At 57.9% G+C, this 22084-nt stretch carries 26 protein-coding genes; 9 read left to right on the forward strand and 17 right to left on the reverse strand.

The features are described 5' to 3' along the window. Nucleotides 1-52: 52 nt before the first annotated feature. The 5 genes from FJU08_RS14035 to FJU08_RS14055 form a co-directional block, all read right to left on the reverse strand. Complete coding sequence (locus FJU08_RS14035) at nucleotides 53-370, reverse strand: Dabb family protein (RefSeq protein ID WP_141149645.1); 318 nt, start codon at nucleotides 368-370, stop codon at nucleotides 53-55. 106 nt (nucleotides 371-476) lie between these two features. After that, nucleotides 477-1811: a DNA-packaging protein gene (locus FJU08_RS14040; protein WP_141149646.1), complete on the reverse strand. Its 1335-nt coding sequence runs from the start codon at nucleotides 1809-1811 to the stop codon at nucleotides 477-479. After that, entirely contained in the window at nucleotides 1714-2220 is a 507-nt protein-coding gene (locus FJU08_RS14045; protein WP_141149647.1) for a hypothetical protein, read from the reverse strand. Before FJU08_RS14045 ends, FJU08_RS14040 begins: the two co-directional genes overlap by 98 nt. Before the next feature lie 250 nt (nucleotides 2221-2470). Continuing rightward, nucleotides 2471-2815: a carboxymuconolactone decarboxylase family protein gene (locus tag FJU08_RS14050; RefSeq protein WP_141149648.1), complete on the reverse strand. Its 345-nt coding sequence runs from the start codon at nucleotides 2813-2815 to the stop codon at nucleotides 2471-2473. 100 nt (nucleotides 2816-2915) lie between these two features. Next, a complete protein-coding gene (locus FJU08_RS14055; protein ID WP_141149649.1) occupies nucleotides 2916-3386 on the reverse strand; it encodes a YcgN family cysteine cluster protein in 471 nt (156 codons plus the stop codon). Nucleotides 3387-3651: 265 nt separating this feature from the next. Here FJU08_RS14055 and FJU08_RS14060 point away from each other — a divergent pair, with 265 nt between their 5' ends. The 6 genes from FJU08_RS14060 (at nucleotide 3652) to FJU08_RS14085 (ending at nucleotide 9852) form a co-directional block, all read left to right on the forward strand. Then, on the forward strand, nucleotides 3652-4998 hold the full coding sequence (locus FJU08_RS14060) for a substrate-binding protein (RefSeq protein WP_141149650.1): 1347 nt from the start codon (nucleotides 3652-3654) through the stop codon (nucleotides 4996-4998). An 81-nt stretch (nucleotides 4999-5079) separates the two neighbouring features. Continuing rightward, the gene (locus FJU08_RS14065) at nucleotides 5080-6096 is read left to right on the forward strand and encodes a branched-chain amino acid ABC transporter permease (protein WP_141149651.1); all 1017 of its coding nucleotides are present in this window, start codon (nucleotides 5080-5082) and stop codon (nucleotides 6094-6096) included. Between the two features lie 3 nt (nucleotides 6097-6099). After that, a complete protein-coding gene (locus FJU08_RS14070; RefSeq protein ID WP_141149652.1) occupies nucleotides 6100-7242 on the forward strand; it encodes a branched-chain amino acid ABC transporter permease in 1143 nt (380 codons plus the stop codon). A gap of 4 nt (nucleotides 7243-7246) precedes the next feature. Continuing rightward, nucleotides 7247-8011, forward strand: coding sequence for an ABC transporter ATP-binding protein (locus tag FJU08_RS14075; RefSeq protein ID WP_141149653.1), 765 nt, complete (start codon nucleotides 7247-7249; stop codon nucleotides 8009-8011). A gap of 47 nt (nucleotides 8012-8058) precedes the next feature. Beyond that, nucleotides 8059-8775, forward strand: a complete 717-nt coding sequence (locus tag FJU08_RS14080; protein ID WP_235890712.1) for an ABC transporter ATP-binding protein — start codon at nucleotides 8059-8061, stop codon at nucleotides 8773-8775. A gap of 159 nt (nucleotides 8776-8934) precedes the next feature. After that, nucleotides 8935-9852: a DUF2336 domain-containing protein gene (locus tag FJU08_RS14085; RefSeq protein WP_181409853.1), complete on the forward strand. Its 918-nt coding sequence runs from the start codon at nucleotides 8935-8937 to the stop codon at nucleotides 9850-9852. A gap of 9 nt (nucleotides 9853-9861) precedes the next feature. Here FJU08_RS14085 and FJU08_RS14090 read toward each other — a convergent pair whose 3' ends face one another. Further along, on the reverse strand, nucleotides 9862-10200 hold the full coding sequence (locus tag FJU08_RS14090) for a DUF1491 family protein (RefSeq protein WP_141149656.1): 339 nt from the start codon (nucleotides 10198-10200) through the stop codon (nucleotides 9862-9864). A 52-nt stretch (nucleotides 10201-10252) separates the two neighbouring features. Beyond that, complete coding sequence (locus tag FJU08_RS14095; RefSeq protein ID WP_210245233.1) at nucleotides 10253-11218, reverse strand: peptidoglycan-binding domain-containing protein; 966 nt, start codon at nucleotides 11216-11218, stop codon at nucleotides 10253-10255. 492 nt (nucleotides 11219-11710) lie between these two features. Between FJU08_RS14095 and FJU08_RS14100 the strand changes: the two genes are divergently transcribed. Next, entirely contained in the window at nucleotides 11711-12277 is a 567-nt protein-coding gene (locus tag FJU08_RS14100; protein ID WP_141149657.1) for a DUF5330 domain-containing protein, read from the forward strand. A gap of 191 nt (nucleotides 12278-12468) precedes the next feature. Beyond that, nucleotides 12469-12900 (forward strand): SufE family protein, encoded by a 432-nt coding sequence (locus tag FJU08_RS14105; protein ID WP_141149658.1) that lies wholly within the window; start codon nucleotides 12469-12471, stop codon nucleotides 12898-12900. Between the two features lie 5 nt (nucleotides 12901-12905). Here FJU08_RS14105 and FJU08_RS14110 read toward each other — a convergent pair whose 3' ends face one another. From FJU08_RS14110 to FJU08_RS14155, 10 genes are all read right to left on the reverse strand, one after another. Further along, entirely contained in the window at nucleotides 12906-13445 is a 540-nt protein-coding gene (locus FJU08_RS14110; RefSeq protein WP_141149659.1) for a DUF6456 domain-containing protein, read from the reverse strand. After that, on the reverse strand, nucleotides 13438-13818 hold the full coding sequence (locus tag FJU08_RS14115; protein WP_235890714.1) for a helix-turn-helix domain-containing protein: 381 nt from the start codon (nucleotides 13816-13818) through the stop codon (nucleotides 13438-13440). Before FJU08_RS14115 ends, FJU08_RS14110 begins: the two co-directional genes overlap by 8 nt. A 462-nt stretch (nucleotides 13819-14280) precedes the next feature. Next, a complete protein-coding gene (locus tag FJU08_RS14120) occupies nucleotides 14281-14703 on the reverse strand; it encodes a Ros/MucR family transcriptional regulator (RefSeq protein WP_141149660.1) in 423 nt (140 codons plus the stop codon). A 405-nt stretch (nucleotides 14704-15108) separates the two neighbouring features. Then, nucleotides 15109-15450 (reverse strand): monovalent cation/H(+) antiporter subunit G, encoded by a 342-nt coding sequence (mnhG, locus tag FJU08_RS14125; RefSeq protein ID WP_141149661.1) that lies wholly within the window; start codon nucleotides 15448-15450, stop codon nucleotides 15109-15111. 5 nt (nucleotides 15451-15455) lie between these two features. Further along, nucleotides 15456-15845 carry a cation:proton antiporter gene (locus FJU08_RS14130; RefSeq protein ID WP_141149662.1) on the reverse strand — a complete coding sequence of 130 codons (390 nt, stop codon included), beginning with the start codon at nucleotides 15843-15845 and terminating at the stop codon, nucleotides 15456-15458. Further along, a complete protein-coding gene (locus FJU08_RS14135; RefSeq protein ID WP_141149663.1) occupies nucleotides 15845-16318 on the reverse strand; it encodes a Na+/H+ antiporter subunit E in 474 nt (157 codons plus the stop codon). Before FJU08_RS14135 ends, FJU08_RS14130 begins: the two co-directional genes overlap by 1 nt. After that, a complete protein-coding gene (locus FJU08_RS14140; RefSeq protein WP_141149664.1) occupies nucleotides 16319-17875 on the reverse strand; it encodes a Na+/H+ antiporter subunit D in 1557 nt (518 codons plus the stop codon). A 20-nt stretch (nucleotides 17876-17895) separates the two neighbouring features. Then, a complete protein-coding gene (locus FJU08_RS14145; RefSeq protein WP_141149665.1) occupies nucleotides 17896-18273 on the reverse strand; it encodes a Na+/H+ antiporter subunit C in 378 nt (125 codons plus the stop codon). Then, a complete protein-coding gene (locus FJU08_RS14150; protein ID WP_141149666.1) occupies nucleotides 18273-18692 on the reverse strand; it encodes a Na(+)/H(+) antiporter subunit B in 420 nt (139 codons plus the stop codon). Before FJU08_RS14150 ends, FJU08_RS14145 begins: the two co-directional genes overlap by 1 nt. After that, a complete protein-coding gene (locus FJU08_RS14155) occupies nucleotides 18692-21061 on the reverse strand; it encodes a putative monovalent cation/H+ antiporter subunit A (RefSeq protein WP_141149667.1) in 2370 nt (789 codons plus the stop codon). Before FJU08_RS14155 ends, FJU08_RS14150 begins: the two co-directional genes overlap by 1 nt. 232 nt (nucleotides 21062-21293) lie before the next feature. On the opposite strand from FJU08_RS14155, the gene msrB reads away from it, so the two are divergent. Continuing rightward, nucleotides 21294-21713 (forward strand): peptide-methionine (R)-S-oxide reductase MsrB, encoded by a 420-nt coding sequence (gene msrB / locus FJU08_RS14160; RefSeq protein WP_141149668.1) that lies wholly within the window; start codon nucleotides 21294-21296, stop codon nucleotides 21711-21713. The last annotated feature ends 371 nt before the right edge of the window (nucleotides 21714-22084 follow it).

Genomic DNA, 22084 nt, shown 5'->3' on the forward strand with positions numbered 1-22084 from the left:
GCCCCGGAAACCGGGGCTCAACATTCATTTCCATCGCCTGCAAAACGGCAACTCAGTCCTTGTAAAGCGATGACTTAACAGCTGTTGCGCAATCGAAATCAGCGGCGATCCGCAATTCACGCATCGGCTTCACGATCGAGGTCGACTTGTCATAGAGCGGGTGGGCCCGATAGGCTGCAAGCGCGGCCTCATCGTCGAATTCAGCATAAACGACAAAATCGACCTCATTGCCATAAAGGTCGCTGCGCTGATTGCGGCCAATTTCCACCAGCCGTGCATGCGGGTTCTCCGTCAGGATGGAAAGCCCTGCCTCAACCTTGTCAGCATTGCTGCCCGCAGGAACCGAGAAAAATACGATATGTCGAATCATGCCTGACCTCTTGGCTGCCTGACCTCTTGGCTGCAATGCGAGCCTTTCGTTCCGGCTATCACGGCTTGTTAGCCCCCGCAACCGCTCTGGGCCATCACCTGATAGTCTAGACCCGCCGGATGCGGGGCATCCCGTCGCCTTCCAGCAGCAATGCAGTCAATGCCCAGACCAGCGCATCAAGCCGGTCCGGCGAGCGTCCGGCCGAAAGCCCGCCCGGTCCGAAATCACACATCTGGTCAATCAGCGCCGAGAAATGTCCACCATGGCGCACCTTTCCCTGCTCATAGAGCGCCGCCACCGGTTCAGCGCGCAGGAATTTTCCGCGCATGGCCCTGACCGTCGTCACCGGCAGCCGCTCATCGACGCTCTTCAGCATCGCCGTTACCATGTCGCCGCCCTGGTTGACTTCCGCGACCACCCGGTCGGCCTCAAATTCCCGGAATGTCCGGACCACCATATTGGCCCAGACAGACGGCGCGCCGCCCTCGACCGAGCGATCCGCAAGCACCAGCGCGCCACCATTTTCCATCAAGCCGGCCACCACAATACCGCAGACGGACTTCTTGCCCGAACCCGAGGGCGGGTCGACAGCCACCACGATCCGACCTTCGGCGCGCGCGTTGCGGTCAACCAGCTTTTCAAGATCCGCACGGCACCATAGGCCGTCCTCGCGATCCTCGATAAGCTCGCCTTCCAGTTCCTGCCGTCCCAGCCGCGTGCCGCCATAGCGCGACGACAGAGCGCGGATAAAACCAGGCGCCAGATTGGCATGGTTATCGCGCGTCGAAATCCGCGTGAATGTCGTTGTCTCGTCAGCCATCAGCTGCTTGACCAGCGGTACCGCACGCGGCGTCGTCGTCACCATCTGGCGCGGATTGTCACCCAGCCTCAAGCCAAATTGCAGCATGTCCCAGCATTCACGGGCATAGCGCCATTTCGCCAGCTCGTCACACCAGGCGAAATGAAATTGTGGGCCACGCAGCGCCTCGGGATCTTCCGATGAAAAAAGATAGGCAACCGAACCATTGGGCCAGACCAGCCGCCGGCGGCTGATTTCAAATTCCGGCCGCAGCCGCCGGGCAATCCGGCAGATGCCGGACACACCGTCAATCATAACCTCTCGCGCATCACCCAGCGTTTCGGCGACGAGCGCGATCCTGAGATCGGAACGCTGCCCTGCGGCAAGCGCCGTTGCATGGATCCACTCGGCCCCGGCCCGCGTCTTGCCGGAACCGCGCCCGCCCATCAAAAGCCAGGTCCGCCAGTCCCCTGCCGGCGGCAATTGTTCCGCACGGCCGAGAAAAGCCCAGTCGCGGGCCAGTTCAGCCGCAAAAGCAAAACCATCAGCCGGCCCGCTGTTCTCGCTGCCATTCGGCGATGCGCCGCCCTGCCAGTTCCTCGGCCCGCTGTTCGATAAGCTCGAGGAACTTTGCTTTGGCATGTTCGTAATCCTGCTTGTCGTTGATCCGCTCTTTCTCAGCCTGGCGCTCGCTCGCCAGTCGACGTTGCATCTCATCGGCCTTTTCCAGCGTGCGGATAATCAGCGCGATGGCATCGGTTGCCGATTTGACATCGCCACGCGCCTCGCGCACTGCCTCGCTGCCAGCGCCCGTGTCCTTCTGGGCTGCCCGGCGCAGCGAGCGGAAAAAACCGAACTGTGCCCGCATTTCAGACGTCAAATCATTGAGCAGAAGCCGCAATTCTTCCTGCGGATCCCGTCGCCGCGCCTTCGGTTCGATCATGTAAAAACCGGGCGCATCGGCAAGAGTGACCGTCTTGCCACCGTCATAACGTGGTGCGCGCGGCCATAAGCCGAAAAGCTGCGGCTCAAATGACAGGTCATCGGACATGTCCACCTCCGTTGGCGATTCGCTCGCCGATGGAATTTCGGCAACAAAAAACCGGCCACGCCGGGGCCGGTTTTCTCAATCATCTCAGTGGTCGGCTATTGCCGCTTCGAACATCGCCGCAAGGCTAAAACATCAACAGAACCAAGTCCGGTCCCGTCCGCCTCAGCCGCAAATCTCCGACCGTAGGAAAACAGTAGCAAAGCAGCGTTACGCCGTCAAGGACTATTTTCCTATTTTGGGCTTTTTTTTCTTACCCGGCCGAAAACTGATCAAACGCATCCATTGCCTTGGCGGCATACATCAGCGACGGTCCGCCGCCCATATAGACAGCCGTTCCAAGCACTTCCTCGAATTCGGCCTTGGTGCAGCCCATCTTCACCAGGGAGCGGGTATGAAACGCGATGCAGGGGTCGCAGCGCATGGCGATGGCAATGCCAAGCGCTACATATTCCTTGGTCTTCGAATCAAGCGCACCGGGCTTGTCCGCAGCCTGCGCCATTGCATAGAAGCTGTTGATCGTGTCGGGAATGTCCTTCTTCAGAACAGCGGTCTGCTTTGAGATGTCTGCGGCGATCTGCTTATAGTCGGTAGCCATGGTAAACCTCGAATATTCATACCTACGATAATTCTAACATAATTCCGAACGCGGCGCCTATCCTTGCGCTAAATCAAGTGAACGGTACAGGGCAACAAAATCAGCGCCTGTCCTCGCCCACATGCATCGGCCAGTCGACAACATAGTTCTCGAATTCCTCAGCCGGCACATCCATCTCGCTCACGGTTCGCCCGCGCGCAGAAACGCCCGCCTGATGCACAGTCTCACGGTCTCCCGAAACAAGATAGTGCCACCAGTAGAGATCGTGACCTTCATCAACAAGCCGGTAAGCACAAGTCGGCGGTAACCAGCTGATTTCCTTCAATGCATCCATATCGAGCTGAATACATTCCGGAACCGTCGCCTGGCGGTTTTCATAGTCGGAGCAGCGACAGCTTTCACCATCCAGAAGCATGCAACGCACCGAGGTATAGGCAACCTCACCCGTATCCCAGTCCTCAAGCTTGTTGAGACAGCACAGCCCGCAGCCATCGCACAGTGATTCCCACTCTGCATTGCTCATCTCTTCAAGCCGTTTTTCCTGCCAGAAGGGCAGATCCTTATTTGTCATCTTCGTCACCCGACCACATTCAAGCAGCGGCCTTATCGCGCCGGTTGCGGTTCCGATCAAGGCCGGGGCTGAATAACGCAGAGAAACAGCCATTGGGCACATGCCGATAATGTGCGCCTTAGCTAAACTATTTTGACTTTGGTCTTATCACTATCGCTCAATTGCGACAATTTGGCCAATTGCTAGCATTGTCCGACGCTTTTGAGGAGAAGCGTCGAGCGCCTTTGGAGGAAGGCGCGTCTTTTGACGACTTGGGAGGAGTCTGATGTCAAAACTGATTATGAATCGGCGTGGCCTGCTGAGGGCCGGCGCAGCGGCAGGTGTTGCCCTGACGGCACCCATGCACTTCATTCGCGGTGCCTATGCCGATGATATGTCCTGCAACATGCCGACGGGCGACACCGTCACCCTCGGCTTCAACGTGCCGCAAACCGGCCCCTATGCCGATGAGGGGCTGGACGAATTGAAGGCGCTTCAGCTCGCCGTCAAGCATCTGAACGGCGAAGGTGATGGCGGCATGCTCAACACCTTCACCTCGAAAGTGCTCAAAGGAAACGGCATTCTCGGCAAGAAGGTCGCTTTCGTCACGGGCGATACCCAGACGAAGTCAGACGCTGCCCGCGATGGCGCCAAGCGTATGATCGAAAAGGATGGTGCTGTAATGATCACCGGCGGTTCTTCGTCCGGTGTGGCCGTTGCCGTGCAGAGCCTCTGCCAGGATATGGGCGTCATCTTCATGGCCGGCCTGACCCATTCCAATGACACCACGGGCAAGGATAAACGTCGCTACGGCTTCCGTCATTTCTTCAACGCCTATCAGTCAGGCATCGCCCTTGCGCCGGTTCTGGCCGAAGCCTACGGCACGGATCGCCGCGCCTATCACCTGACCGCCGACTACACCTGGGGCTGGACCCAGGAGGAATCGATCAAGAACGCCACCGAAGCGCTTGGCTGGGAGACCGTCGAGACCGTCCGCACACCCGTCGGTGCCGGAGACTTCTCGCAATATATCGCTCCGGTTCTCAATTCCGGTGCCGATGTGCTGATCCTGAACCACTACGGCGGCGATATGGTCAATTCGCTGACCCAGGCCGTGCAGTTCGGCCTGAAGGACAAGCAGGTCAACGGCAAGCAGTTCGAGATCGTCGTGCCGCTCTTCTCCGACCTGATGGCGAAAGGCGCGGGCAAGGCGGCCATTGGCATTCTCGGCTCGGCCAACTGGCTCTGGTCGCTGGACAATGAGGGCTCCAAGGCCTTCGTCCAGTCCTTTGGCACCGAATATGGCTTCCCGCCGTCTCAGGCCGCACAGACCTGCTACGTCCAGACCCTGCTTTACGCTGATGCCGTTGAGCGGGCCGGTACCTTCTACGCACCGGCCGTCATCAAGGCGCTTGAGGGCTTTGAATTTGACGGCATGGGCAATGGCAAGACGCTTTACCGCGCCGCTGACCATCAGTGCATGAAGGATGTGCTCGTCGTTCAGGGCAATGATGCGCCTGCCAATGAGTATGACCTGCTCAAGGTGGTCAAGGTCGTGCCGCGCGCCGAGGTTGAATATGACCCGGCGATCTTTGGCGGCGAGCTCGGCCCGGATACGCCGAAACCCTGCTGATCGCAGCGACACCTGGCATGGGCCGGTCGCCATTCCGGCGCCCGGCCCTTTTTCATTCAAGGCGAAGCGGATGGCAGGTCCATGGACGCAATCATCATTCAAATTCTGAACGGTCTCGACAAGGGAGCAGCCTATTCGCTGATCGCCCTTGGCCTGACCCTGGTTTTCGGCACGCTGGGCGTGGTCAATTTCGCCCATGGTGCGCTGTTCATGCTCGGCGCCTTCTGCGCCGTTTCCTTCAACGCCCTTCTGACTTGGCCGATCCAGCCGCCCAAACCCGACGGCGCGCTCTTCGCGCCAAGGCCCATTCCCTACATGGAATATGCCTTTGGCGACATTGGCACCGCCATCGTCAACTGGTCGGTACCGCTGTCGATCATTCTCGCCATACCGGTCATGCTGATCCTCGGCCTCATCATGGAGCGCGGGCTGATCCGCTTTTTCTACAAGCGCCCGCATTCGGACCAGATATTGGTGACCTTCGGTCTGGCCATCGTGCTGCAGGAAATCATCAAGGAAATCTATGGCGCCAACCCCATCCCGCAATCGGCGCCGGGCATGTTTGCCGGCACCGCCGATATCGCCGCCTGGCTCGGCATGTCGGATGCCTTCATCGTCTATCCCTGGTGGCGGCTGATCTATTTCCTGTTTTCCATTGCCATCATCGGCGCCGTCTTCGCCTTCCTGCAATTCACAACTTACGGAATGGTCGTGCGTGCCGGCATGCGTGACCGCGAAACGGTCGGCCTTCTCGGCATCGATATCGAAAAGCGCTTCACCGTCGTCTTCGGCATTGCCGCCGTCGTCGCCGGTCTTGCCGGTGTCATGTACACGCCGATCCTGCCGCCCAATTATCATATGGGCATGGATTTCCTCGTGCTCAGCTTCGTCGTCGTCGTGGTCGGCGGCATGGGCTCGCTGCCCGGCGCCATCCTTGCAGGCTTTGCGCTTGGCATTCTGCAATCCTTCGCCTCGATGAACGAGATCAAATCGATCATTCCGGGGATAGACCAGGTCATCATCTACCTCGTCGCCGTCATCATTCTCTTGACCATGCCGCGCGGACTGATGGGCCGCAAAGGCGTCATGGAGGACTGAACCATGTTTGGAAACCTTTCCCGCAACGACTGGATGCTGTTCATCATCTTCGCCGCCATCGTGCTTCTGGCGCCGGTCCTGTTCATGCCGCTTGGCGCTGCCTATCCGGCACTGCTGCAGAAATTCGCGATCTTCGCGATCTTCGCCATCGGCTTCAACATCCTGTTCGGCCTCACCGGCTATCTGTCCTTCGGCCACGCCGCTTTTCTCGGGGTCGGCTCCTATGCCGCCGTCTGGTCATTCAAGCTGTTGAGCATGAACGCCCTTCCGGCAATCGCCTTCGCCGTCCTCTGCTCCGGCCTTTTCGCAGCGCTGATCGGCTATGTCACCCTGCGGCGCTCAGGCATTTATTTCTCGATCCTGACGCTGGCTTTCGCCCAGATGAGCTACAATCTCGCCTATTCGGTGCTGACACCGATCACCAACGGCGAAACCGGGCTGCAACTGTCGCAGAACGACCCGCGCATTCTCGACCGCGCCTTTGCCGCACCAACGCAAGGCCTGCCCTCGCCGGATCTGTTCGGCCTCACACTGCAGGGCTATGCCGGTTTCTATTTCTGCGCCGCCGCCCTGATCATCTGTTTCTTCGTGACGCTGAAACTGTTCCGTTCGCCCTTCGGCATGATGCTGAAGGCGATCAAATCCAACCAGAACCGTATGCGCTATACCGGCTTCAACACGCGGCCCTACCTGCGCTCGGCCTTCATCATTTCCGGCATGTTTGCCGGTCTCGCCGGGGCGCTGATGGCGGTCACCGATCCGCTGGCGGGTGCTGAACGCATGCAGTGGACCGCCTCCGGCGAAGTCGTGCTGATGACCATTCTCGGCGGGGTCGGCACGCTGATCGGCCCGATCCTCGGCGCCGTGGTGATCAAATATTTCGAAAACATCTTCTCCTCTTTCAACGATGGCGCGCTGCATTCCGCCTTTTCCGCTCTGCCGGATGCGATCGAGACACCGCTGGTCAAGCTGCTGTCGCTGTTCGTCGGCGATGGCTGGCACCTGACGCTCGGCCTGATCTTCATGGCGATCGTCATCTTCCTGCCCGGCGGCATCATGGAGGGGATCAGACGGCTGACCACGCGTTTCACAAATGGCGGCGGCGGCAAACGCGCCCCCCAGTCAAAACTGCAACCGGCGGAGTGAGATCATGACCACAGAAAACACCGTCCTTCACGTCTCTGATGTTCATAAAAGTTTCGGCGGATTGCGGGCGCTCAAGGATGTCGAGCTTGAGGTGGAAAAAGGCACCGTTCACGCCATTATCGGCCCGAATGGTGCTGGCAAGTCGACCCTGCTCAATGTCTGCATCGGCCGGATCAAGCCGGATCATGGCCATGTCATATTCGATGGCCAGACACTCGATCATCATCAGCCGCATGAGATCAACCAGCTCGGCGTCTCGCGCGTGTTCCAGACACCGGAAATCTTCCCCGATCTGACATTGCTGGAAAATGTGATGATCCCGGCCTTTGCCAAGCGCGACGGCGCCTTCCGGCTGAATGCGGTCAAGGCACTGTCCTCGGAAGCGGAAATCCGTGACGAGGCCGAATATATCCTGGAGGATATCGGCCTCTTTGCCCGCCGTTTTCATGAAGCAGGCTCGCTATCACGTGGCGATAAACGGCGGCTCGAGCTTGCCATGTGCCTAATCCAGAAGCCGAAGCTCCTGCTTCTGGATGAACCGACTGCCGGCATGGCGCGCCATGACACCAATATGACGATCGAGCTTCTGCAGCGCATCAAGGCGCGCGGCATGACCAAGGTCATCATCGAACACGACATGCATGTCGTCTTCTCGCTGGCCGACAAGATCTCGGTGCTTGCCCAGGGCCAGATCATCGCCGATGGAACGCCTGATCAGGTCCGGGGCAATCCGAAGGTCCGCGAAGCCTATCTCGGGGAGGCCCATTGATGAATGCACCCGTCGATAACAACCATTTCCATAAGGAGGCGAACACCATGAGCGAAGCCGAAGCCTTCTTCAGCGTCCGCGACATTCATGCCTGGTATGGCGAAAGCTATATCGTGCAGGGCGTGTCCTTCGATATCCGCAAGGGCGAAGTTCTCTCGCTTCTGGGGCGCAATGGCGCGGGCAAGACCTCGACGCTTCGAACCCTTGCCCGCCTTGACAGCCCGGCACTCCGAAAGGGAGAAATCTGGCTGGATGGCAAACCGTTGCACCAGATGAAGGCCTTTCAGGCGGCCAAGGCCGGCCTTCAGCTGGTGCCGGAAGACAGGCGCATCATCGGCGGCCTGTCGGTGGAGGAAAACCTGATCCTGGCCCAGGTCTCGGGCGAAAAGGGCTGGCCGATCGAAAAGATCTACGACCACTTTCCCCGCCTTGCCGAACGCCGCAATCAGGAGGCCGTCACCATGTCCGGCGGCGAACAGCAGATGCTGGCCGTTGCCCGCGCGCTCGCCCGTGACATCAAGCTGCTGTTTCTCGATGAGCCCTATGAAGGGCTCGCCCCGGTGATCGTGCAGGAAATCGAGAAAATCGTCTCGCAGATCCGCGATCTCGGCATCACCACCATCATCGTCGAACAGAATGCCGTCGCCGCCCTGCGGCTTTCCGACCGCGCGGTAATCATGGATACCGGCCAGGTCGTCTTTGCCGGGACAGCCCGCGATGTGCTGGATAACAAGGAACTGCGGGACGAATATCTGGCGATCTGACAGCATTGTACCGTCCAGAATCACCCGCCTTCGCCATGCCTTTCCACCGGAAGGCATGGCCGTTTCTGTCAAGCATGGGCTTGGTGCATGGTTAACGGCTTTATAACGAATTCAGCATAGGCTCCTGACAAAGCAAAGTTTTTGTCGAGGAGTATGTCCGTGGTTGATCGCTACCGGGAACTTGAAGGTCTGAAGAGCGCGCGCAATCTGGATCTGGTGCTCATGGCGACTGTTTCCTCCTTTGCCAGCCTGCGCAATCCCGGCACGGCTGAGCTGCGCCGCTTTGCCGAGCTTCTCCCTCCCGTCTACGACGCATCAAGCCCCGAGGCCCGCCGCCAGGCTGTCGCCGCCCTTTCGGCCTGCCCGAGCGTGCCGCGCAGCATCTGCCGCTTCCTCGGTCGCCAGGATATCGCCATCGCCGCGCCTTTTCTGGCGCTGTCTCCGGCCATTGACGAAGAGACATTGATCGAAATCATCGAGACTTCAGGCGAGGCGCACAAGCGGGCAATCATCAACCGCGCCGACCTGACGCAAAAGGTCATTGCCGCGCTGATCGCCACCCATGCCGACAGCAGCGAAACACGCGATGAAGACAGTGCCGCCGCCGCGGATACCGAGGCCATGGAAGACAAGAGCGAGGCCCTGCGGCGCACGCTGAAAGCCATGGTCGAAAAATCCGGCGACAGCGACCGCCTCGGCCTTTCAACTCTTTCAGCGCTCCAGACATCGCTGCTGGTCCGTTTCGCCCGCCGCCGCGAAGCCGGCTTTTTCGCGGAGACCTTCGCCCGCGCGCTAGGCGGCGATCAGGCCCTTGCAAAAGCGATCCTTGCCGAGGCAAGCGGCGAACGTCTGGCGACTGCCCTTGTCGGGCTCGGCATGGCCAATGACGATGTCAGCTTCATTCTGCAGCGCACGGTCCCGGCCATTGCCGGCGATCACGATACCGATGCCATGGTCGCGAGCCTGTCGCCATCCCGCTCGATCGAACAGCTTCTCGCCTGGCAGGCAGAAAGCGCCGAGCGCAACCAACAGCCGGCGGCAAAACAGCCCGGCAATGGCAAGCGCCGCAGCGCCTGAGCCAAAATTTCATTCCACAACGGTAAAGAGCCCGCTGACATCATCGATCTCAAGCGCGACGACCCAGAGATCGCTGTCGAAACGGCGCTCCTTCTCCAGCTTGTCTGCGATACTGAGGACATCGACGTCTTCCAGCCGCTTTTCAAAAACGCGGTCACCATCATCATCGGCAAGCACCTGAGGTGCCGGCATGAACAGCGTCTCCAACCCGTCCCGCTTGGTCTGCCGGATCGCGATGGCGCCAGCCGCCTCCGCCCCCTTGCATTCGACCGCTGCAAAACCGCCTTTGGCAAAAACCTGACGGCAGAGAGCGGATACGAAAATATCGCTTCTAAGGCGTGCGGACACTCGGCATTTTCCTTCCCTCGCCGTGCCCTTGTCAGGCTGCGGCTTCGACACATCACAGCGCGCCGATTTCCTTCAACTTGGCCAGAACCGCTTCGCTCGGCTCACCGGTTTCCGGCAGCCGGTAATGTTTCTGGAAATTCAGGATCGCCGCCTGTGTGCTTGCCCCGGCGACGCCATCAACAACAATCCCGTCATAGGCGATATTCTGCAGACCGCGCTGGATCTCCATCACCGTGGCCGATGAGACTGGCGCCGGGCTGGAGGCAAGTGTCAGCTGTGCGGCACTATCGACGTCTGAAGAACTGGCAGAGGCGCGGATCACCGCAGCAACATCACCGTTATTGGTGTCAGGCCGATGGGTCGGCAGCGGCGTCGCTGACGACGCGGTGATCGCGGCCAGAAGTCCGGCATCCGCCGCGCCCGTCACGATCAGATCATTGTCCTTTTGAAAGGCGGCAATGGCTTCGGCCGTCTTCGGTCCGCTCACCCCATCGACCGTGCCCTTGTAATAACCGCGGGCGGCAAGAGCCTGCTGGACTTCGCTAAGCAAATCCGCCGGATCGGCAGGAGCAGACGGCGCCTTGGCGGACGTATCTGCCGCCGCCTCAGAGCTTGCCGCCGGCGCACCACGCTGCATCACAGCAAGCAGTTCCTCAATCTCCGCATCACCGCTTTGCTCGACGGGCCGTTCATCTGCCGTAGCCCGAACCGCATCATCGCCGTCCCGTTCGATACGGAAGCTGTGATAAGGCACTGCTTCATCTGCCATGCTGCGTCCGGGAATGGCATCCGGGTCGACGGCATCACGGGTTCTGAAGATCGGATCGGGATGCGGCCCGGCCTGATACCAGAGCGCATTGGCCGAGACGAAGCTGAACACAACGGCGAAGATCGTCACACCGCCAAAAACAGAGGGATGGCGAGAGATCGCAGCGCCGCCCGCCAACAGCATCCGCATCATCAGCCCTGGCTTATTGCCCTTCTTGCTCTTGCCTCGTTTTTTGGTCGTCTTCCCCATCGGCCCTGCTTCCGAATATCACCATGCCCGGCACCTGCCGTCGCGTTTTCCTGTCACGTCATTATTCCCGCGAGAGCCCATGCCCCGCGTTCAGGGGGCCCGCCGGTCTGTCTTTTCCGGCAAAGCCCCGGCTCCTGCTTTGTCTACAATAACGCCTGAGCGCTACGGAAGGTGAAATGCGACAGTATTTTTCTTGCTATGGTTAATATAAAACGCGTCCGCTCCGATGCACGAAAATGCCGAAAAAACGCGAAATAATGCTGATTTCGTTGTATTTTTCCACCAGACTTCAAACAGGTGCCGGCAATCCGGAAATTGTCACAGCAAACAGGCATCGCGCCCTGTTACCGGCTCATTTACCCGCTTGTATTAGAGACTGGGGTGATATCGCGATGGATCAGATCACTGGTCCGGCAGCGTGCGCATGTTCTGCCCGAAGCAAGAATGGGCAGCTGTATTGAACAACAGGGAAACCGGCCCGGGAAGGAAGTGATGATAAGGTTCTTGCTGAAAACGGCATTTTTGTTTTTCTGTCTGTTGCTGATTCTGCCGTTTTTTTCGACCTATCTGACAGGTGAGCCTGCAAGCCAGGACAATGCGGAGGCGCCGAATGCCGCCGAAATCGGTGGCGCCGTCACGGCCGCACGCGGGACGATCGAATATATGAGCGGGCTTTGCGGTGAAAAACCCGAAGTCTGCGTCAACGGGGTCAAAATCATCGATTTCCTCCGCCATCGCGCCGGTGAAGGCGCAAATGTCGCCTATCGCTATCTCGGCCAGCATTTCGACGATGGCGATGTTCAGAACACCAATGTGGCCACCATCTCACCCGATACCCGGCAGGTCAGGCTTGCAGCCGAACCTCCAGAAGCAGTTCCCGCGAAGACGGCCACCCCCTCCCCCGACACGGTCATCACCGGCGCGATTGAAGAGGCTGCCCTTTCGCAGCCACAGGCGCCTGTGGCACCTGCACCGCCAGAAACACTGACGGCAGCCGCCAGGCCTGACCTTGCCGGCATTCGCCTTGACGTACCGCTGCCCACCCCGCGCCCCTACTGACACCGGGCAAAATCTGCATCGCTGCGGCGATGCAGCATGGAATGGTTCCAAATGCGGCCAACACTCGCTATACCGAAAAATGCCGCGCATCACCGGTCTCCCATCAGATGCGAGGCAATTTTGCCGGACAAAGCCGCCAGATCAGACGGCGCCCCTCGGTAGATGACCAGTTTTACGGACGGATACAGGCCATGAGCGCAGAGCTTGACAGCATTATTGATGATTTCTCCTTTCTCGATGACTGGGAGGACCGCTATCGCTATGTGATCGAGCTTGGCAAGGCACTGCCCGACCTGCCGGAGACGGAAAAGACCGAAGCCAACAAGGTTCATGGCTGCGCAAGCCAGGTCTGGCTGGTGATGCAAAGCGAGGATGGCGACGATCCGGTCATGCATCTACGCGGCGATTCTGACGCCTTTATCGTGCGTGGTCTCGTCGCCATCGTCCTGGCTGTCTACTCAGGTCACAAGGCTTCGGAGAATGCAAAGACCGATGCGATCGATATTCTTCGCCGCATCGGCCTGGTCGAGAACCTGTCGGCCCAGCGTGCCAATGGCCTCAATGCCATGGTGACGCGAATACGCGAAATGGCCGCGCGTCTGCTCGCCGGCCATTCCGCTTGAGGCCATCAGGATTGCCCGTCTGAAGGGATGCCGAAGGCACGCGCCAGTGGCCGGAAATCCTGATCCCCCCATTGGCGCAGCTGCGCCTTTTGCGGAACCGAAGGCGCGTAATGACGCGCCAGCGCAAGAAGGGCCGTGCGAACCATAAGTTTGGCTGAACGCACAGGCCACTGCCGCTCGCGCTCTATCAGCTCCAGCCCCTTCATGAAGCAACAGAAATCAAGAGCGACATCAGCAAGCTCCGGACCGACCGCCCGCAAGGCCTGGCGAACGCGCTGACGCGCGTCCAACGCACAATCAGAAGCGCTATCCGCCTGATGACCTTTCACGCGTGTTTCAAGCCGCGGCGTCAGCGACGCGGTAACACGTGGCTGCATCTGCCCGCGCATGAAATCGGCAAATAGTCTTTCGCCAGCCGAGACCGCCTCCACCGGCAGAAAGGGCGAACCGTCCACCAGTTTCTGTTTTGCCAGCAGTTCAAGTGGTGAACACGACCCCTTGCGCCTGACGGCCCCGGGCCTTTTGCTCTGCTTTATCTCAACCATGATCGCCAAGCCCCAGAGTTACGACGATCTCGATCGCCAGACGTTCGATACGGGCGACAAAGGCATCATAGTCAGCATCATCGCGCCGGTCCTCAACCACGCGACAGGCATAGGCAACAGTAGTGCGATCCCGGCCAAATCCCTGGCCGATCTCATTCAGCGAAAGTCCGAGCGCCACATGACAAACATACATCGCCATTTGCCGCAGATGGGCGCCCCCGCGGCGCTGAAGACGCTCTTCACCGACCGGCAGCGCTCCCATCTGTCCCATTTCGAAAGTCAGCAGTCGGACAACACGGCAGAGTGACAATGCATCGCCGTCCAGTTTCAGTGATCTTGCAACCGCCCCTGAGCGGTCTGAAATATTAGCCAAGGTCCCCATGACTTCCCAATCCCAAATTGTACAGTTGATTTTTTTCTCATATTTAGGATTTTATTCTTACACACTACAAGAAAACGGGGATTGAAATTGCGACAACTTCGCTACTATTCGTTGTTATGGTTAAATTTTTTAAATTAAAAATAGGATTTATATCCTACTTCATCCTACAGGCAGCAACATGCGTGAGCAAATAAGTTATCAACAATCGCGCAGGTCAGCAGTGTGTCCCTCAAAATACAGTCAAAACCGACCTCAAAAGACATGAACCGATTGCCCAAAGATAAAATCCGAGACAATCTCAATTTCAAACACGCATATTCTCTAGAACATTAAAACACATAGGCAGCGGCGGCGACATTTCCCATGCTATATTGATTCGCTTGAAGTCAAAGCAAAGCCGACACTGTCTTCTCAGAACAGTGTCGGCTAGAATACTTTACCAATGAATGGCAATCAGCGCTTGCGGCGCTGTCCAAGGCCCATTTCCTTGGCAAGCCTGGACCGTGCCTCGGCATAGGACGGCGCGACCATCGGATAGTCAGCCGGCAAATCCCACTTTTCACGATAGGCGTCGGGTGACAGATCGTGATGGGTCATCAAATGGCGCTTCAGCGACTTGAAGCTGCCGCCGCATTCCAGACAAACCAGATGGTCGCCGCTGATCGACTTGCGAACGGAAACAGCCGGCTTGGGCTTTTCGGCAACGGCAACCGGGCTTGCCGGCTTTGATGTGTTGCTGAGGGCGCTGTGAACCTCGGAAATCAGTCCGGGCAGATCTGCCGTGGGCACCACGTGATTGCTGACATAGGCGGCAACAATATCGGCCGTCAGTTCTACCAAATTCTGGGTCTCAGTTTCGACCGCAGTCTCAGTCATGCTTCGCTCCTGTTCTTTTGCTCTGCCCACATAATCCAAGCATCTTTAGAGCTTCGAAGTGACAGATCACAAGCCGGCCTCCACGCTTGACCCCGCGCATCGGCGAAACTTACCCCCTAGTTTCTTGAGTTCCGATTTTCAGAAACTCGACAAGATGGCTTAATAGCTGCCTCTTCGTCCGTGATCTCAACTCAAATGCTGGCGGACAGGTTTATATTAAAGTTCCAAGCAAGAGTGTCATAAACTACTCATAACGAGTGAGATATCACCAAAGCCGAAAAAGTCCAGCTATAATTAGCGAAATAAAAGATTTATTCAGCAGAAAATGCCATTACACCTTTATATCACGTATTTTAGATATCATTAATACTCAAGCTTGCAAATAGCGGAATACAACTTTTCAGTTTAATCGTTATTGTCACGTCCCTTGAGGTCATCCTGCAGGCTTTCATCATACATGGGATAGCCGATCTGATGCGCCGCACGGGCCAAAAGATGCGCAGAGACAGGGGCTGTGAGAATAAAGAACAGGATGCCGGCTATTGCGCGCACGAAAATCGAAATGTCTTCAGAATGGAAGCCAATGGCCAGAAAGATCAACCCGGAACCGACAGTTCCGGCTTTCGAGGCGGCATGCATGCGGGTGTAAAGATCAGGCAAACGGTTGATACCGATTGCCGCAGTCAATGTAAAAGCCGCACCCGCAAGCAAAAGCAAGGAAACAAAGATCGCTCCGATATATTCCATTGATTCTATCCTTTGATCTCGCCATTGACATCAACAACCGGCACATCATGCGGATCTTGCGAATGATCATGCGCCATGGGGTGGGGCTTGACCGTAAAGCCGGCCTGGGTTTCTTCCCGCATACCGCTGGAGCGGATGAAACGTGCGAAAGCAACCGTTGCCAGAAAGCCAACGAGCCCCAGCGCAATGGCGATATCAATGTAAAGCGTGAAACCGGTACGGATCGCGATCGCCACGATAAACCCCATGGCAATCGAGACCAGCATATCAAGGGAGAGGACCCGATCGGGCAAGGTCGGTCCCTTGATCACCCGTAACACAGTCAGCAGCAGCGACAGCGACAGGATTGCGATGGTGATATTGGCGGCGACATGAACAATTGTTTGCGGGTCCATCAGGCGAATGCCTCCCTGATCTTCTTCTCAAAGCCATTGGCGATATCTGCCCGATTGGCGTCTGGATCGGCGCAGTCGATGGCATGGATGAAAAGCGTCTTCTTGTCGTCTGAAACGTCCACGGAGAGCGTTCCCGGCGTCAGCGTGATCATGTTGGCCAGAAGCGCGATCTCAAAGTCACGCTGCAGCGACAGCTCGAAGCTGAATATACCCGGATGGATATCCAGTTTCGGCCGGCAGACCAGAACAGCAACCTTCCAGGCAGAGGCCATCAGTTCCCACAAAAACAACACGAACAGTGCTGTGATCTTGGTAAAACGGCCGAAATAGCTTTCACGCCCAAGCTGTTCGCGCACCAGCGCAACACACAGCGCGCCAACGATAAAGCCGAAGATGAGATTGTGAAGCGAGGCACTGCCGGTAACGGCAACCCAGGCAATGGCGAGAATAAGGTTCAACACGTAAAGACTCACCTAAAGTCCTCCCTTGGGAAAGACCGAATGAATGTATCCTTCTGGTGACAGGATGCCTGAAACCGCAGCGGAGACAAACTGGATCAGATGTTCGGGGAACAGGCCGAAGATCACCGCAAGCGCCAGAAGAGCCACGACAGGCAGCCATTCGGCCAGACTGATATGCACCGGCTCTGTTGGCGGTTCGCCTCCAGCCGTGCGCCAATAGGCCAGCAGGAATACCCGGCCGAGCGCAATGGTGGAGAAGAAGCCGGCAACCAGGATCGACGCCGCCAGCCAGCCATAGCCCGACGCCAGCGATGCCTTGACCAGCATGGCCTTGGGCCAGAAGCCAGAGAAGGGCGGCAGGCCGGCAGCAGCGAAAAACAGAGCGAGGCTGACACCGGCAAAGGCAGGGGCCGTGCGGTAGAGACCACCGATCTGACGCAGCGAGAACCCGCCGGCAAGCTTGCCGGCAAGACCGGTCACGAAATAGAGTGCCGTCATGGTGATGATGGAATGAAGCGCGTAGAAAACCGCACCTTCAAGCCCCATAGGCGTTCCGATCGCCACACCGGCCAGCATATTGCCGATACCGATGATCACCACATAGCCGACCATACGGCGAATATCATCCTGGGCAATCGCCCCCATCGCGGCCAGTACCATGGTAAAGGCGGCGCTGATCGCAACTATCATGCTCGTATCGGCGAGATCAGCCGGCAGAATCATCACCATGACCCGGATCAGCGCATAAACGCCGACCTTGGTCAAAAGACCGCCAAACAGGCCTGAAACAACCGTGCGCGGCGTATGGTAGGAAGCCGGCAGCCAGAAGTTGACGGGAAAGGCTGCTGCCTTCATACCGAAAGCCAGAATAAAGAGAACAGCCAGTGTCTTGGTCGGAAGATCCGGCTTTTCCCGTGCCATCATCGCAATATCGGCCATGTTGAGCGTACCGAAAATTGCATAGAGATAGGCAACTGCAATCAAGAACAGCGTGGTGCCGATCAGATTCAGCACCGCATATTTCATCGCCCCGTCAAGCTGCTCATGCTTCGATCCCAGGATCAAAAGACCGAAAGAGGAGATCAGCAGCACTTCAAACCAGACATAGAGGTTGAAGATATCGCCGGTCAGGAACGCGCCGGAGACACCGGCAAGCAACAGCATCAAGAAGGGATAGAACCCGTATCGTCGCTCGCTGTTATTGACATCGCCAAGCGCGAATATGGCGCCGGCAAGGGCAACGATAGCCGCCGCCAGAGCAAACAGGGCGCCAAGCACATCCGCGGTAAAGGCAATGCCGAAGGGCGGCAGCCAGCGCCCGGCAACCATGGTCATCGGGCCGTTTACCAGCACCTGGCGCAACAGTAGCAGGTCGAGGAGAACAAGCAGCGCCAGCGCCGGAATGGCGATATAGGGATGCAGATCGACCCGTTTGCGGAACAGCATCAGCACCGCGCCGGCAATGATGCAAAGCACGATCGGCAGGATGCCGAGCCATTGGGTCAGGCTTGTCGGCTCCATGGTCCAGGCAAGCGAGAAATCGACGGAATGTGCGGGCGAAGCGGCCATAATCTTTTCTTCTTATCCTTTTAGTAGCCGAGCGGCGGCAAGGGCTGATCCTTGGGTTCGGCAGCCCGCATGTCATCCGTATCGTCAGTATTGAGGTCCTGATAGGACCGGTAGGTCAGCACCAGCAGGAAGGCGAAGAAGGAAAACGAGATCACGATCGCCGTCAGGATCAGCGCCTGGGGCAGCGGATTGGCGGTCCCGCCCGGCAGCGTTTCCATCGTATCGGGAATGATCGGCGGCACGATGCCGGTGACCCGGCCGGTGGTGAAGATCAGCAGGTTGACGGCATTGCCGAGGATCGAGATGCCCAGCATGATGCGAACACTGTGCCGCGACAGCATCAGATAGATCGCTGCCGTGAAGAACAGGCCGACAAGAACGGAGAGAACGAATTCCATCAGTCGTGATCCTTTTCCTCAAGAGCCAGGAAGATCGATGAGATCGACCCGACAACGACGAGATAAACGCCCGTATCGAAGCTTGTCACCGTGGACAGAGGCACCTCGACGCCGAAGATTGTCGGATAGATCCAGTGAGCGGTCATGAACGGCACATGGCTGAAGATCGACACCATGCCCGACAGCGCCGAAAGCAAGAGCCCCGCCCCCGCAATCGACATCGGGTGAAAATACATCGCCCGGCGAACCGCGCTGACGCCCCAGGCGATACCGAAGATGGCAAATGCCGAGGCTGCAATCAATCCACCGATAAATCCGCCCCCCGGTGCATTATGTCCGCGCAGCAGGACAAAGATCGAAAACAGCAGCATCAATGCTGTCAGGAACGGCGCAGCCACGCGAAAGATCAGCGTGTTCATCATTTGCCTCCGTTTTGCATGTCAGGATTGTTGTCAGCAGGACCGCGGCCGCTGCCTGAGCGGATGCGGATCAGCGCCAGGATGGCAAGACCGGTGATCATCACCACCGAAATCTCGCCGAGCGTATCCGTTCCGCGGAAGTCAACGATGATCACGTTGACGACATTGTGCCCGTGCGCAATGACCTTGGAATACTGATTGAAGAAATCGGTCAGCGATGTGTTGAACGGCACCTGCGTCGCCTTCACCAGCAGCGCGGCAAAGCCAAGGCCGCAACCCGCCGCAATCGTGCCGTCCAGCAGAATCTGCTTCAGCGGCCGGTGATCCGACGGCGTCAGGTTGAGCCGCGTCATGACCAGCGTCAGGATGACGACCGACAGGGTTTCAACCATGAACTGGGTGAAAGACAGATCCGGCGCGCCGAACAGCAGGAACATCACCGCCAGCGAGAAGCCCTGAATACCCAGTGAGACGATCGCCGTCAGCCGGTTATGGGCCAGGATGACAGCCGCCAGACCGACAACGGCAATCAGGAAGATCGCCCAGTCACGCAGGCGGTAGATATGCGGCAGTTCCGGAATATGCGGCCACTCGCCAAAGGCAATCAGCGGCACCAGAAGCGCAATCGCAATCGCGATGAAGGTCGCTGTCAGATAAAATTCCAGCCGCCCCGGCTGTATCATGACGCTGACGCGATGCGACAGGCGCACAAGCCCGCGCATCAGGCTGTCAAACCAGGTGTCGGGGCCAGGGCCAAGAATGCCAAGCAACCGGCTCATCAGCGCACGTTCCGTATCCAGGCGCCAGTAGAACAGGAGCGCCAGCACGATGGTCAGTACCGAAAGCGCCAGCGGCACGGAAATATGCGGAATGAGCGAGATGTGAACGGCAACCGCCTCGCCTTCGATGGCGCTGGCCATCGGGCTTGAGATCAGGCTGTTGAAAACCGGGGAAAACAGCGCAGAGATGAGCGCAGTGGCGCCAAGCATGATCGGCCCCAGCCACATCAGGGCCGGTGCCTCATGGGCGTGTTTTGGCGTTTCCTTCGCCGCCCCGATAAAGGGCTTGAGACCAACGGCAAAGCCGATGACGAACATCAGCGCATTGCAGATAACAGTGAAGGCCAGGAAGACCAGCGAGCGCGTATCCATATGCGCCAGAGAATCATAGATCTCCTCCTTCGACATGAAGCCAAGGAAGGGCGGCAGGCCACCCATGGAAATCGCCCCGGCAAGCCCCGCGGCAAAGGTGATCGGCATGGCCTTCGCCAGCCCGCCGAGGCGGGTGATATCACGGGTACCGGTCGCGTGATCGATAATGCCGGCCACCATGAAGAGGCCGCCCTTGAACAGCGCATGCGCCACCAGGTAAAGCACTGCGGCTTCGACGGCGTGGTCAACGCCAAAGCCGGTCATCATCACCATCAGACCGAGCGAGGAAACGGTCGTATAGGCCAGCATCTGTTTCAGATCGGTCTGCTTGATGGCAAGAAACGAACCGACAACCAGGGTCACGCCACCGAAAAGCGGCAGAACCGTCTCCCACAGAGCCGTATCCCCCATGACCGGGTTCAGCCGCATCAAGAGGTAGACGCCCGCCTTGACCATGGTGGCCGAATGCAGAAAGGCGGAAACCGGTGTTGGCGCCTCCATGGCGTTTGGAAGCCAGAAATGAAACGGAAACTGCGCCGACTTGGTGAAGGCGCCGAGCAGAACCAGAACCAGAACCACCGTATAAAGCGGATTGTCGCGCAACACATCGCCGCCATGGATCAATGCCGAAAGGCTGTTCATGCCAGTGATATTCTGGATCATCAGCACACCAGCCAGAAGCGCCAGGCCACCACCGCCCGTCACCACCAGCGCCTGCAAGGCCGCACGCCGCGAGGCTTCACGCTCATTGTCGAAGCCGATCAGCAGGAAGGAGGTGATGGAGGTCAGCTCCCAGAAAACGAACAGCATCAAAAGACCGTCCGAAATCACAACGCCAAGCATCGATCCCATGAAAAGGAAGATGAAGCTCATGAAACGGGCCTGAAGCGGATGCCCCTTCATATAGCCACCGGCATAAAGCACGATCAGCGTGCCGATACCGGAGATCAGCAGCGCAAAGGTCAGCGACAGGCCGTCCAGCATGAAGGAAAAGCGCAGCCCCAGCGAGGGGATCCAGTCATAACCGCCGGTCAGAACCTTGCCGGAGGAAATCAGCGGCAAAAACCGCAGGAAATTCAAAAAGGCCGCCAGAGGCAGGATCGCCAGCAACCAAGCCGCATTGTGCTTGAGGAGACGATAGACCGTCGGTGAAAGAACCGCCCCCAGAAAGGGTAAACACAGGGCCAGGAAAGTTAAGGCCGTTTGACTTGCGGTCATGACGTCTCCACAAATTCACTGATTCAGTGCGGATCGATTGCCCGCTCGTTACCCAATTACGTCAAAGAAACCGGCCCCTCAAGTCTCGCGGCACGCTTTTTGCGCAAATGCGAAAGCCAGATCTTGCCCGGCGGCAATACAGCCTGCGGACACATTGCAATTTGTCATGTGACAACGCATCTATGGCCTGCGATGCATCCGTTTCCTGCATCATTCGCCGAGGAGAACGACATTGACAGACGATAACAAGCAAAAAAAAATTCTGAGCGACGCACAATGGCGTGATGAACTGACCCCTGAGCAATTTCATATCCTGCGCCAACACGGCACCGAACGCCCCTTTACCGGCCCCTACTGGAACAGTTTTGAAACCGGAATCTATCACTGCGCGGGCTGTGATACGGCCCTTTTCGAATCAGATACCAAGTTTGACGCTGGCTGTGGCTGGCCATCCTTTTTCAAGGCGGTAAGCCCGGATGCCGTCATCGAGATCGAAGACAGGTCGCACGGCATGCTGCGCACCGAAATTCGCTGTGCGACCTGCGGCGGCCATCTTGGCCATGTCTTCCCCGACGGACCGCCCCCCACTGGCCTGCGCTATTGCATGAACGGCTATGCCATGCATTTCGTGCCTCATACGCATGAAAGCTGACCTTTGACAGGAAGACCAAGGCTGAGCCACGTAACACAAATTACATTGCATCTGCGTCTTCGCCAGACAAAAGCCGGTTGCCTCAAGTTCCAACGATGTTGAGATAGCGACAAGAGGGGCCGGCCAGCAGAATCGTAAGGCACGAGGACCCCTGCGATCTGCCAGCCGGCCAACCCCACGATCCAGGAGATGCGGCGGACCTGAACATCATGGGGCAAACCATTATATGTTTACGTTACAATTGAAGCACAAGACCACAATAATCAACTGTTTAACAAAGAATAGGACCGATTCTGTCGTTTTTATGGTTAACTTGAGAACCGGTTTCTGACATCCTCAAGCATCCGCCTGCTGGCCGAGCGAGTATTTCA

The sequence above is a fragment of the Martelella alba genome (assembly GCF_006516955.1).
GTDB classification, from domain to species: Bacteria; Pseudomonadota; Alphaproteobacteria; order Rhizobiales; family Rhizobiaceae; genus Martelella; species Martelella alba.